9 protein-coding genes are annotated in these 13,191 nt (G+C 70.1%); 2 read left to right on the forward strand and 7 right to left on the reverse strand.

Annotated features, from left to right (window positions below):
* Positions 1-473 precede the first annotated feature (473 nt).
* From ACFY5C_RS01730 to ACFY5C_RS01740, 3 genes are all read right to left on the reverse strand, one after another.
* The gene (locus ACFY5C_RS01730; protein ID WP_389439298.1) at positions 474-818 is read right to left on the reverse strand and encodes a GNAT family N-acetyltransferase; all 345 of its coding nucleotides are present in this window, start codon (positions 816-818) and stop codon (positions 474-476) included.
* 42 nt (positions 819-860) lie between these two features.
* Positions 861-1,283 (reverse strand): aspartate 1-decarboxylase, encoded by a 423-nt coding sequence (panD, locus tag ACFY5C_RS01735; RefSeq protein ID WP_389439300.1) that lies wholly within the window; start codon positions 1,281-1,283, stop codon positions 861-863.
* Positions 1,284-1,730: 447 nt separating this feature from the next.
* Positions 1,731-3,251, reverse strand: coding sequence for a catalase (locus ACFY5C_RS01740; protein ID WP_389439302.1), 1,521 nt, complete (start codon positions 3,249-3,251; stop codon positions 1,731-1,733).
* 451 nt (positions 3,252-3,702) lie between these two features.
* Here ACFY5C_RS01740 and ACFY5C_RS01745 point away from each other — a divergent pair, with 451 nt between their 5' ends.
* Complete coding sequence (locus ACFY5C_RS01745; protein ID WP_389439304.1) at positions 3,703-4,176, forward strand: hypothetical protein; 474 nt, start codon at positions 3,703-3,705, stop codon at positions 4,174-4,176.
* An 18-nt stretch (positions 4,177-4,194) separates the two neighbouring features.
* Here the strand turns inward: ACFY5C_RS01745 and ACFY5C_RS01750 are convergent, their stop codons facing one another.
* From ACFY5C_RS01750 to ACFY5C_RS01765, 4 genes are all read right to left on the reverse strand, one after another.
* The gene (locus ACFY5C_RS01750; RefSeq protein ID WP_389439306.1) at positions 4,195-4,449 is read right to left on the reverse strand and encodes a hypothetical protein; all 255 of its coding nucleotides are present in this window, start codon (positions 4,447-4,449) and stop codon (positions 4,195-4,197) included.
* Entirely contained in the window at positions 4,446-5,825 is a 1,380-nt protein-coding gene (locus tag ACFY5C_RS01755) for a serine/threonine-protein kinase (RefSeq protein WP_389439308.1), read from the reverse strand. Before ACFY5C_RS01755 ends, ACFY5C_RS01750 begins: the two co-directional genes overlap by 4 nt.
* A 149-nt stretch (positions 5,826-5,974) precedes the next feature.
* On the reverse strand, positions 5,975-9,898 hold the full coding sequence (locus ACFY5C_RS01760) for a glycoside hydrolase family 2 TIM barrel-domain containing protein (protein WP_389439310.1): 3,924 nt from the start codon (positions 9,896-9,898) through the stop codon (positions 5,975-5,977).
* Positions 9,899-9,992: 94 nt separating this feature from the next.
* The gene (locus ACFY5C_RS01765) at positions 9,993-11,930 is read right to left on the reverse strand and encodes an ABC transporter ATP-binding protein (protein ID WP_389440640.1); all 1,938 of its coding nucleotides are present in this window, start codon (positions 11,928-11,930) and stop codon (positions 9,993-9,995) included.
* 195 nt (positions 11,931-12,125) lie between these two features.
* On the opposite strand from ACFY5C_RS01765, the gene ACFY5C_RS01770 reads away from it, so the two are divergent.
* Positions 12,126-13,091: a YbhN family protein gene (locus ACFY5C_RS01770; RefSeq protein WP_389439311.1), complete on the forward strand. Its 966-nt coding sequence runs from the start codon at positions 12,126-12,128 to the stop codon at positions 13,089-13,091.
* Positions 13,092-13,191: the final 100 nt, after the last annotated feature.

Genomic DNA, 13,191 nt, shown 5'->3' on the forward strand with positions numbered 1-13,191 from the left:
GGGGGCCCCCCCCCCGGGGCCGCCCCCCCACCCCCCCCCCCCCCCCGGGGTGGGGGGGGGGGGGGGGGGGGGGGGGGGGGCCCCCCCCCCCCGCTTCTCTTTACCTGGCTCAGCTGAGTGGTGGGCCAGGCTCCGGGCTCGGCACCGGCTCCGGGCCCGGGGGGATCGGGGACGGATCCGGGGGTGCGGGCGGAGTCGGCGGTGACGGTGGGGTCGGGCCCGGGGCTGGAGGTGGCCCGGGGGTCGGCGGGGGCTCGGGTGCCGGCGGGGGCTCCGGGGGTGGTACCGGGTGGGGGTCGGGGGGCTGTGGCTCCGGGCCCGGGGTCGGTCCCGGAGGGACGGGGTCCGGATACGGGTTCGTCATGGCGTCCTCCAGCCAATCGGTACGCGTCGGCTCTGGACTACTCCCCCGCGTACCCGAGGGCCGCGCCGCCAGTCACTCCCCCGCGTCGATCGGGGCGCCCAGGTGGGCGTCAGAAGCGCTCGGGGTGCTCCCGCAGCCAGTCCATCGCCGCCTCCAGCAGCCCCGGGTCGGCCACAGGGGCCTCGTCGGGGTGTCGTTCGGCCCACTTCACGACGTACGGGCAGAGCGGCGCGACGACGGCTCCCTCGCGCGCCGCCATGCCGTACAGCTCGCGTGCCAGGGAGCCCGCGATGCCCTTCCCCTCGTGGGCCGGTTCCACGACGGTGTGGACGGGGACGAGAGCGCGCGCCGGGGATTCGAGGACGAAGTACTCGATGCGGCCGGTGACTTCGTCGCCCTGGAGGGCTTCCAGGCGGCCCGCCGCCCGGTCGTCACGGATCTCGATGTCGCTCATGGCACGCTCCTGGTCCGTCGTCAGGCTGAGGATGTGTGGCGGTCAGGCCACCGGCACGGCCTGCGGGCTGCGCTCCTGGTCCGAACCCGGCACCGGCTCGGACGGGTCCGCGCCCAGGGCCACGATTTGGTTGGCGCCGTCCACGTGCACGACCCGCGGCTCGAACTCCCGTGCCTCGGCGTCGGTCATCTGAGCGTAGCTGATGATGATCACCAGGTCGCCGGGGTGGACGAGATGGGCGGCAGCGCCGTTGATCCCGATGACCCCGGACCCGCGCTCGCCCTCGATGACGTAGGTCTCCAGGCGGGCGCCGTTGGTGATGTCGACGATGTGGACGAGCTCACCGGGCAGCAGGTCGGCGGCGTCGAGCAGGTCCGCGTCGATGGTCACCGATCCCACGTAGTGCAGGTCGGCCTGGGTGACGGTGGCTCGGTGGATCTTGGACTTGAACATGGTACGGATCATCGAGGTACTCCCACACATAGGCTCCCTGCCTGCGTTATTGCAGGTCAAGGGCTGTTTCCATACCTACGGCGAGTTGCAGGTCCGCTCGCCGACGGCCGAGATCAGCGTACTTAATGGCCTGCGCCGACCTGCGTGACGATCGCCACATCGGGGCTCGGAGGTGACGCCTGTGCGCCAGCCAGTTGCCGGCCAGGGACCGCCAGATGCCCCCACGCCGTGTGCACCTGCTCCCCCCAGTCCCGAACCGCGTGTCCGATCGCCGCGAACACCCGCCCACCGGCAGTTCGCTCTGGCGACGCGCCGAAGCGTCCGGCGCGTGGTCCTCGCCGCTGATCAATGTGCGCTGACGGCGGCAGAGCCGACGGCCCGGTGGAAGGGAGCGCTCCGCCCCTCCCGCCGGGCCGTCGGCGTCAGCCGTGCTTGCCGCACGCAGGGCTCGACCGGACTTCACGCCTTGCGCTGCATGGAGCTCCGTGCCGGGTTGCCCTGTTCGGCGGCCTTGGGGTCCTTCTCGTCGGCCTTGGCCCGTACGCCGTCGGCGATGCGCTTGCCGATGGTCTCGTCGATGTTGGACCAGTACTCGAAGGCCCGCTCGAGGACGGGCTCGCTCACTCCGTTGAGGAGATGTCCGACGACGTTGTCGACCAGACGATCGCGGGCCGCGTCGTCCATGACTTCGCGCACCAGGGTGCCGGGCTGCCCCCAGTCGTCGTCCTCTGGGTGGGAGACGTAGGCGGCCCGGGTGATCTCGCCGTCGGCCGTCCAGCTGGGCGGGGATCCGTAACGCTCGGTGTCCGCCGCGGGGCCGCCTTTGGAGTTCGGGGCGTACACCGGATCGGTCGTGTTCCGGTAGGCCATCGCCCCGTCCTTCGAGTAGGTGTGGACGTCGACGACGGGGGCGTTCACCGGAAGCTGCTGGTAGTTGCCACCGATGCGATGGCGGTGGGCGTCCGCGTAGGAGAACAGCCGGGCCAGCAGCATGCGGTCCGGGCTCGGGCCGATGCCGGGCACGAAGTTGTTGGGCTGGAACGCCGCCTGTTCGATCTGCGCGTGGTTGTCGGTGGGGTTGCGGTCGAGCGTCATACGGCCGACCGGGATGAGCGGGTAGTCCCCGTGCGGCCACACCTTGGTGAGGTCGAACGGGTTGAAGCGGTAGCCCGCGGCGTCCTCGTACGGCATCACCTGCACGTACAGGGTCCAACTGGGGTAGTCACCGTCCCGGATGTGCTCGAAGAGATCCCGGGTGTGGTAGTCCGTGTCGGCCGCGGCCATCTGATCGCCCTCGTGCTGGGTGAAGAACTCGACGCCCTGGTCCGTCTTGAAGGTGTACTTCACCCAGAACCGCTCGCCGGCGGCGTTGATCCACATGTAGGTGTGGGAGGTGTAGCCGTTCATGTGGCGCCAGGTCCGCGGGATGCCGCGGTCTCCCATCAGCCAGGTGACCTGGTGGGCGGACTCCGGAGAGAGGGTCCAGAAGTCCCACTGCATGTCGTGGTCGCGCAGGTTGTTGTCCGCGCGGCGTTTCTGGGACCGGATGAAGTGCTGGAACTTCATCGGATCCTTCACGAAGAAGACCGGCGTGTTGTTGCCGACCATGTCGTAGTTGCCCTCGCTGGTGTAGAACTTCACCGCGAAGCCGCGCGGGTCACGCCAGGTGTCCGGGCTGCCGCGCTCACCGGCGACGGTCGAGAAGCGGATGACCAGGTCGGTGCGCGTACCGGGCTGGAACAGGGCGGCCTTCGTGTACGCACTGACATCGTGCGTCACCTCGAAGTGACCGAAGGCGCCGCTTCCCTTGGCATGCGGCTGCCGCTCGGGAATCCGCTCTCGGTTGAACTGCGCCATCTGCTCGATCAGATACGCGTCCTGCAACAGGATCGGCCCCCCGGGGCCCACGGTGAGCGAGTGTTCGTCACTCTCCACCGGTGCGCCGGAATCGGAGGTGGTGGCGGGTCGGATCTCCGTCATGAGTCGTCCCTTTCCTGGTGTGTCGACGGCCAGGTCGCGACTCCCGTGCGGACGCGGCATAGACGATCCCAGCCGACACTTTTTTCCCTATGGCGCGTGACCCGGAGCAGGCGGGATAAACGCCCTGGCCTCGACCCACCGGCATCAGGAGCGCAGGTGATGAGCACGTGGGAAAATGTGCCCGCCGCGTCTCGGCCGACCTCGCGCGCACCCGTGAAGGTCCTGCGCTCAGCGCGCAATACTCGGGTCCCGATCCATCCTCACCTGGCATTATGGGAGCGGACGGAGATCCACCCGTTCTGTGTCGCAGTGGGGGCTAGAGGCAGTGCCACAACGGAATTCAGCTGACGATCACCTGCGCGCCCTTCACCAGCAGGGATGGGAGGCGGCTTGTTCTCTCCACCGATACCTGAGCAGCGGAGGGGAGTTGGCCCCGATCGCCACTCCAGGCGTGCTGCTCGAGGTGGGTGAGATCGCATACGGCGACGTGTCGGCGGACTACTCGCGCTTCTACGGCACCAATGTGACCTACAACCAGCGCTCGGGCTTCTACTTCGGGTCACCGATGTTCGTCGCCGCCGGGCTGGTCGGAGACGCGCTCGCCAACAACAGCGCCCGCAACCGGGCGCAGGCGATGGCTCAGGCGCAATGGCGCGACTTCTCCTCCTGCCGCGCGATACTCACCGACCGTCGCATGCTGCTGCACGTCGCGGCCGAGAACCGCTGGGTGACGGTTCGGCACCACGAGATCATCAGTTTTCTTCCCGTGCTCGACCAGTGGGCGCTGTTCACCGACTACCAGCAGTGGGAGCCGATGCGGCTGGCCGGACCGACCGTGCCGTGGTTGACCGCCGCGACGATCTCCGTGCTCAACCGGGGCCGGTCCGAGTACCAGAAGCTTCCTCCGCTGCCGCTGCCGGACTGACGTCCTCATCCCTGTCGGTCACTTGCTACGCCGCAGCGTTCCGGTGTCCTCCACGCTCGTCACCTCGTAGCGCAGACCGCCGTCGCCCGCGGGGGTCAGGATGAGATCGACCTCGTCGACACAGTTCATCGGGTCGCTTTCCTTGGTGATCTCCTCGCGGACCTGGACCGACTGCCCCGTGTCCATGGTGAGGACCCATCGGCCGCTGCACGCCAGCGACGGGTACTCGACGGTGGCCACCTGATCGCCGATCTCGCCGCCCGTGTAGTTCACCTGGATCGAGTAGAGGCTGCCGTCCGACTCGCGAATGTTCCCGTTCCACTTGCCCTTGTAGTCGGCGGGGGACGCTTTCTGGGACGTCGCGGAGGAAGCCCCTTCGGACGCCTCTGAGTTGGCCCCGTCCTTTTCCCTCCGAGGCCGGGAACCGCCACGGCCAGAACGACGGCGAGTACGACGATGGCGGCAAAAGCGAGCAGCGCGGGACCGACCCGGCTGGTGCTGCGGCCGCCGGGCTGGAAGCCGCCCGGTACCGGCGGCATCGGCGGTGTGGTCACCGTTGTCCGCGGTGTCGGCATCGGCGGCATGGGGGTCGGCGTCGGCGTGGGGGTCGGCGACGGTACAGGGGGCATCGGTACCGGCGTCGGAGTGCCCGGCGGCGGAGGCGGGACACGCCCGCCCAGCATGGTCGGCAGGGCGTGCAGGTCGTCCCCGACACGACCCGCCGGGTTGTCGACCTGGGTCGGCGGTGGGGCCTCCTCGAGGTCGAGGAGGGTGGCGGCGTGCCGGCCGAGCTCCGCTGTCAGGGCACCCGGAAGCCATGCGTCCGAGTTGGCGTCCGCCGTGGCCGCCGCTGCCGCCGCCACGATCTCCGGCAGCTGAATCCGCTGCTCGGGCTGCTTGGTGAGGCAGCGTCGCACGAACTCGGCCAGCGGCTCGGACATCCCCTCCAGGTCCGGTTCGTCCTCGGTCACCCGCAGCATGACGGCGTGGGCACCGCTGTCAGGGGCGCCGAACGCCTGGCGGCCCGTGGCGGCGAACACCAGCACCAGGCCGAGGCTGAACACGTCGCTCAGCCCGGTGACCTCGCTGCCCAGGATCTGCTCGGGCGACATGTACCCCGGCGAGCCGACCATCGCACCGGTGCGGGTCAGCACACTGGCCTCCGCCGCGCGGGCGACACCGAAGTCGATCACCCGGGGGCCGTTGACCGTCAGCATCACGTTCGACGGCTTGAGGTCCCGGTGCACCAGCCCGCAGCCGTGGATGCTCTGCAGCGCACGCGCCAGACCGGAGGCCAGATGCCACACCGACTGCTCCGGCAGCGGCCCGCCCATCCCGGTCACCGCCTCGTGCAAGGTGGGACCGGCGACGTACCCGGTGGCGACCCAGGGCGTCTCCGCCTCGGTGTCGGCGTCCAGGACGGGGGCCGTCCACTCCCCGCCCACCTGCCGCGCCGCGGCCACCTCCGCGCGGAACCGGCGGCGGAACTCCGCGTCGTACGCCAACTGCGCATGGACCAGCTTCACGGCGACCGTACGGCCCCGCTGCGAGCGCCCGAGGAACACCTGCCCCATGCCCCCGGCCCCGAGCCGTCGGAGCAACCGGTAGTCCCCGACCTGCGTGGGATCGCCGGGCCGCAAGTTCTCCATGATCTTTTCGTCCCCCTGATCAGCTGAGCGTGGCACTACAGCCCGACGCTCATTACAACATCACCGGTTGCTCTGCGGGCGTCACAGGTGAATCACGCCGGGATCGAAGGAGGTTGGCCCAGGTGGGGTGAGTTGGCGGTCGCGTCCGGTCACTCCACCGCGGTAGGCCGGCGGGACGCCGCCATCGCCTCGTCCACGTCCGTCAGCGGCCGCAGCCGGTAGGTGTAGGCGTAGTCGCGGCTCGGGAACAGCTTGTACTGGTCGTGGGTGTGCGCGCCCCAGCTGTTGTCGCCGCCCAGGCCCATCTGGCGGTGGTTGACGCGCAGGACCACCTCGTCGCGCGGGGTGAGCTGGTAGTCGTGGCGGACGCCGGACGACAGGTCCTCCGGGGTGAAGTGGGAGGCGTTGACCTCCAGCAGGGGTTCGCCGGAGACGAGGAGGCCGGTGCCCCTGGAGTCGGTCAGGGCGATCCAGCGGACGTCGGTCTTGTTGCCGTTCTCCTGGGGGCGGATGTACGGCGTCCACTGCTCGGAGACGGTTCCGGAGTACACGCCGACGTCGGTGGCGTCGTGGCGGTCGGCGTAGTTCTCCTCGGGCCCGCGGCCGTAGTAGCGCAGCTGCTCGAAACGTCCGGGCAGGCACAGCAGCGTGCCGACCTCCGGGATGTAGGGCAGGGACGCGGCGCCGGGGTGCAGGGAGTTGTCGACCTTGATCTCGCCGTTGCCGAACACCGTGTAGGTGGTGGTGTACGTCGATTCGACGGAGGTCGGCAGCGTGCCGCCGACCTTGATCTCCACCGCCTTGTCGCGCAGGGTGCGCACCGCCACGTTCGTCACCTTGCGGTTGGTGCCCGCGTCGCGCCAGGTCTGGTTGCGGGTGTGCTGGCCGTTGCCGCGGTCGTTCTCGGTGGGTGCCCGCCAGAAGTTCGGCACCGGTCCCGAGGTGAGGAGCCGGGTGCCCCGAGACTCGTACGACGTGATGATGCCGTTGCTCTTGTCGACGGTGACCGAGAAGCCATCGCCCTTGACGGTGATCGTCTTGTCCCCGTCCTCGTGGCGCAGTGCGGGCACGCGCGCCAAGGGGACGGGCGTCACCGCCGGGATGCCGGCGTCGAGGGCGAGTTGCTGCTTGGCCACCTCGAAGCCCGCCTTCGCCCAGGGGGTGGATTCCTTGGTGGTGAAGGAGAGCTGGAGGAAGAACTCGGTGCCCGGGGCGGGGTCGTCCGGCAGCTGCACCGGCACCGTGACGTCCTTGCTGCCGAGCGGCGGGATGTCCAGCTGGGTGCGGCTCAGCCTGCCGCGCCGCACCACCGCACCGTCGGCGAGCAGCTCCCAACGGCCGTCGAATTCACGGAGGTTGGTGAACAGGTACTCGTTGGTGAGGGTGATCGCCGCGCCGGGGGTCAGTGAGTCGCCGGAGGCCGGTGCCGCGTTGACCGCCTGGTAGATCTGCTTGATCTCGGCCGCCTTGCCGGTGTGGCTGCGGTCGGCGGTGACGATGCCGTCGGCGTTGGAGGTGCCGTCGTTGGGGTTGTCGCCCCAGTCACCGCCGTACGGGAAGAAGGTCTTCGCGCGGGGCCGCTTCTCGGTGAGGTCGACGGTGGCCGCGTCGAACCAGAAACGTACGCCCTCGTCAGCGGGACCTCGGCTGTCGCGGCCGAGTTCGGCGGCGCTGAGCGCACGCGCGTACACGCGGGCTCGGCGGATCGTGCCGCTGAACTCCCGGGTGGGGTTGTCCACGTCGGTGGCGAGAGCGAGGGGCGCGGTGTTGGTGGCGGGCCTGCGCGTGGTGGCGCGGGTGGACTTCACCTCACCGTCGACGTGCAGGGTCAGCGTGCCCGCGTCCGCGTCGAAGACGCCGGCGATGTGGTGCTCGCGGCCGGTCCAGTCGGCCGGGAGGGTCCAGTTGGCGGTGACCCACTGGCCGCCGCCGTAGATGAAGAACTCCAGCGTGTTGTCCGACTGCTTCAGGGCGTACGAAGTGTCGCCCTTGGCGATGATCGGCTGGTGGTAGCCGGTGTAGTGCGGGGTGACCCAGGCCTCCAGGGTGAGCGAGCCCGTGAGGTCGAGGCGCTCGTCGCGGGGGAAGACGGTGGCCCCGGAGACTCCCTTGCCGCGGTCAAAGGTGCCGCTCGCGGTGAGGATCTCGCCGCGCAGGGCGCCCGGCCCGCCCTCGGTGAGGAACTTGCGGGTCGGTACGGGCCAGTTCAGCGACTGGTCGACGAAGTCCCAGATCCAGCCGCCCTGGAGGACGTCGTAGCGGCGGACGATGTCCCAGTACTCCTTGAAGTTGCCGTTCGAGTTCCCCATCGCGTGCGCGTACTCGATCATGACGTACGGCCGGGTGTCGGCGGTGTCCTTCGCGCGCTGCTCGACTCGGGACGGGGAGTCGTACATCTCCGAGCGGATGTCGCTGATCGTCGGCCGGTCGTCGCCCTCGTACTGGATCACGCGCGTCGGGTCGTAGGACTTGATCCAGTCGTGCATGGCGACGAAGGTGCTGCCGCCGCCGGCCTCGTTGCCGAGCGACCAGATGACGACCGAGGGGTGGTTCTTGTCGCGGTGGACCATGCTCTGGGCGCGGGCCACGCACGCCTTGGTCCAGTCGGCGTGATCGCCGGGGTACTCGCCGCGGATGCCGTGGGTCTCGAGGTTGGTCTCGTCGACGAGGTAGAGGCCGTACTCGTCCGCGAGTTCGTACCACAGCGGGTTGTTGGGGTAGTGCGAGGTGCGGACGGAGTTCATGTTCATCCGCTTGATGATCTCGATGTCCTTGACCATGTGCGCGCGGGTGAGTGCCATGCCGCTGTCGGGGTGCATCTCGTGCCGGTTCGCGCCGCGGAAGGAGACGGGCCTGCCGTTGATCCGCATCAGGCCGTCCTTGAGCGCGAACTCGCGCAGGCCGACGCGGTGCGAGAGGGTCTCGATCACCTTCCCGGCCGGGTCGCGCAGCCGCAGTACGGCGGTGTAGAGGTTCGGGTGCTCGGCGGACCACAGCTTCGGCTCGGGCACGGCTCTGCTCGCCCGCACGGTCACGTCCTCACCTGCGGGGGCGGACGCGAGGTCGACCGCCTGCCGGAGGGGCCTGGACCAGACGGCGTGGCCGCGGGCGTCGTACAGCTGGGTCTCGACGGAGTAGCCGCCCTCCCCCGGTCCCCCGTACGAGCGCACGCTCGCCGTGACGGACAGCTCGGCTGCCGTGTAGTCGTCGCTCAGCGGGGTGTCCAGCTTGAAGTCGCGCAGCCGGACTTGGGGCGTGGAGTAGAGGTAGACCGACCGGAAGATGCCGCTCAGCCGGATCATGTCCTGGTCCTCCAGCCAGTCGCCGTCGGAGAAGCGGTAGACCTCGACGGCGATCTGGTTGGTGCCGGGCTTGAGGTGCGGGGTGATGTCGTACTCGGCGGGGGTGAACGAGTCCTCGGCGTACCCCACCAACTCCCCGTTGATCCACACGTAGTGCGCGGACTTGACGCCCTCGAAGTGCAGGAAGGTGCGCCGCCCCGACCAGTCGCGCGGCAGGGTGAAGGTTCGCCGGTACTGTCCGACCGGGTTGAAGCGGGTCGGCGCGGCCGGGAGCTGTGCCTCCTCGCCGAGGCCGTTCGGGCCCCACCAGGGGTAGGTGATGTTGACGAAGATCGGACGGTCGTAGCCGTGCATCTGCCAGACGGAGGGGACGGGGATCGTGTCCCAGTCGCTGTCGTCGACGTCGGTGCGGTGGAAGTCGGCGTCCCGGTCGTCGGGGCGGTCGGCGTAGGCGAACTTCCACTTGCCGTCGAGGCTCAGCCGGTACGGCGAGCGGGTGCGGTCGGCGTCCAGCGCCTGCCTGACGTCCGCGTACGGCATGAGGGTGGTGTGCGGCGGCTGGGTGCCGATCCGGAAGACGTCGATGTGGCCGTTCCACTCCGGGGTGCCGGCCGCCGCCCCGGCCCCGTCGGCCGCGTGCACCGTGGCGGACGATCCGGAGACGGCGAGCGCACCGAGCAGGGCGGCTCCTCCCTCCAGCAGACGGCGGCGGCTGACCGGAACGCCCGGGGTGCGGGTCGGGCCGGTGGGGGGCACGGGGGTGAGCGGCATCGACGTGTGGCCTTCCTCGGGACGACAGTGCGGCGCTGCACGGCTTGAGGGAGCGTCAGATCATGTGCGGTGCTGTTGGGAAACCCAACGCACACTAGGTTGTGAACACAGTGGAAGCAATGATGCTGTCGAGGTTTGTGTGTTCCTGATGGGTACGGCCGTCGACCTTGGCCGAATCCAGCTGCTCGAACTGTGTCCGGTACAGCTCGGCGTAGCGTCCGCCGGCCTCCAGCAACTCGTCGTGCGTGCCGCGTTCGACGATCCGACCGGCCTCGACCACCAGGATCAGGTCCGCCGCCCGCACGGTGGACAGCCGGTGGGCGATCACGACCGCGGTCCTGCCCTCCAGCGCCTCGGTGAGCGCCTCCTGGACGGCGGCCTCGGAGGTGTTGTCGAGGTGGGCGGTGGCCTCGTCGAGGATGACGACGCGCTGGCGGGCCAGCAACAGCCGGGCGATGGTCATCCGCTGGCGTTCGCCGCCGGAGAGCCGGTAGCCGCGCTCGCCGACCACCGTGTCGAGGCCGTCGGGCAGGGACCGTACGAGATCGTCGAGGCGGGAGCGGCGCAGGGCGTCCCACAGTTCGGTGTCGGTGGCGGTGGGGCGGGCCAGCAGCAGGTTGGCGCGGACGGTGTCGTGGAAGAGGTGGCCGTCCTGGGTGACCATCCCGAGGGTGCCGCGCAGGGACTCGGCGCTCAGGTCGCGGACGTCGGTGCCGGCCACGCGTACGGCGCCCTCGTCGACGTCGTAGAGCCGCGGGAGGAGTTGGGCGACGGTCGACTTGCCCGCGCCGGACGAACCGACGAGGGCGACCGTCTGGCCGGGTTCGGCGCGGAAGGAAATGCCGTGCAGCACCTCGGCGCCGCCGCGCGTGTCGAGGGTCGCCACCTCCTCCAGGGAGGCGAGGGAGACCTTGTCGGCGGAGGGGTAGCCGAAGCGGACGTTGTCGAACTCCACCGACACCGGGCCCTCGGGGACCTTCTTCGCGTCCGGCTTCTCCTCGATCAGCGGCTTCAGGTCGAGCACCTCGAAGACGCGCTCGAAGCTGACCAGGGCGCTCATGACCTCGACGCGGGCACCGGCGAGCGCGGTGAGCGGCGCGTACATACGGGTCAGCAGCAGCGCCAGTGAGACGACGGCGCCCGGCTCCAGGGTGCCGCGCAGGGCGAACCAGCCGCCGAGGCCGTAGACCAGGGCGAGGGCCAGGGCCGACACCAGGGTGAGCGCGGTGATGAACACCGACTGGGCCACGGCCGTCCGTACGCCGATGTCGGCCACCCTGCGGGCCCTGGCCGTGAACTCCTCCGACTCCTCTCCCGGGCGCCCGAAGAGCTTGATCAGCGTGGCGCCGGGCGCCGAGAAGCGCTCCGTCATGCGGGTGCCCATCGCGGCGTTGAGCGCGGCGGCCTCCCGCTGCATGCGGGCCATGCGGTGGCCCATGCGGCGGGCCGGGATCACGAACACCGGGAGCAGGACGAGGGCGAGCAGGGTGATCTGCCAGGACAGGGTGAGCATGACGGCGAGGGTGAGCAGCAGGGTGACGAGGTTGCTGACCACGCCGGACAGCGTGTTGCTGAAGGCGCGCTGGGCGCCGATGACGTCGTTGTTGAGACGGGAGACCAGCGCTCCCGTACGAGTGCGTGTGAAGAACGCGACCGGCATGCGCTGCACATGATCGAACACAGCCGTGCGCAGATCGAGGATGAGTCCCTCGCCGAGCGTCGCCGACAGACGCCTGGCGATGATCCCGAGCACGGTCTCCGCCACCGCGATCAGGGCGATCAGCAGGGCCAGGCGGACGACGGTGCCCTCGTCGCCGCCCGTCACGATCGCGTCGACGACGCGTCCGGCGAGTACCGGGGTCGCGACGGCGAGCAGCGCGGTCATCACCCCGAGCACGACGAAGAGCGCGATCCGGCGGCGGTGCGGGCGGGCGAAGGCGGCGATGCGGCGCAGCGTGGCGCGGGCGAAGGGACGGCGCTCCTGCTCGGCGTTCATGACGCTGTGCAGCTGGGTCCAGGCTGTGGTCTCCATGCTCATGCGAGAGAACGTAGAACCTCAAGCAATGTTGAGGTCAACATCGAATCGGCCGAGGTCGTTTTCGACCGGCTCGGCGAAGTCGATATCGACGGGTTCGCCGAGATCGGTGTCCGTCCGCAGCCGGTCCGTAAGGCGCCGTCCCCGCTCCCGCTACCCGCAGTTGTCGCAGCCTGGAGAACCTCTCCGGATGTGACAGCCGTACGACTTCCCGCGGGACGCCTGCTCAGACGTCTCCCGATCCGCCGGATCCTGGTCCTGCTCCCGCTCGCCCTCGTCATCGTGGTCGCGGTGCAGCACCGCTCCGTGCTCGCGGAGGGCATCGGTCATCTGGCGACGGCCAAGTGGCCGTGGCTGCTCGCAGCGGCCTGCGCCACCTGCCTGACCTGGGTCGCGGCGGCCGTCACCCGGCAGGGCGCCGTGATCGACCGGTTGCCGAAACTGCGGCTGCTCGTCACGCAGTTCGCGGCGGGCTCCGCCAACCACCTGCTGCCCACCGGGCTGGGCGCGAGCGCGGTCAACCTGCGTTTCATGACGGTGTGCGGGCTGCCGCTCGCCCGTTCCTCGGCCGCGCTGGCCCTGTACCTGCTCGCGGAGAGCGTGGCCCGCGTGGGCCTGCTGGCCGCGCTGCTGATCGCCTTCCCGCACGCGCTGCAACTCGGGCCGCTCCTGCCGGAGGGCGCGTGGGGCCCGCTGCTGCTGGTCATCGGCGCGGCGGCGATCGTGGTCGTGGCCGTCTTCGCACTCGTACGTCGGCTGCGCACCGCCGTGTTCTCCTTCCTGCGCACCGCGCTGGACGAAGCGCGCTCCGTGCACACCCGCCCGTCCCGGGCACTGGCGCTGTGGGGCGGCTCGCTGGCCTTCCCCGCGTTGCAGGCGGCCGGGCTGGTCCTGGTCGGGCTCGCCCTGGGGCTCGACGTGCCGCCGGCCCACATGGCGCTCGCCTATCTGGCGGCGACCGTCGCCGTCGCCCTGGTGCCGACGCCGGGCGGGCTCGGCTCGGTCGAGGCGGCGCTGATAGTGGCGCTGGTGGCGGCCGGCGGCCCGGTGGCGGTGGCGACGGCGGTCGTGCTGGCGTACCGGATCATCACGGTGTGGCTGCCGCTGCTGCCGGGGGCGTTGACGCTGGGGGCGCTCGTGCGCTTCAAGGTCATCTGAGCTAGGTCGTCCGATCACGGTCATCTGACCGAGCGGTACCGGTGGAAGGTCATGTGACCAGTCAGTAACGTACGGGGTCCGACCCACGGAAGGGACCCCC

The organism is Streptomyces sp. NPDC012935, assembly GCF_042900345.1.
Lineage (GTDB): Bacteria > Actinomycetota > Actinomycetes > Streptomycetales > Streptomycetaceae > Streptomyces.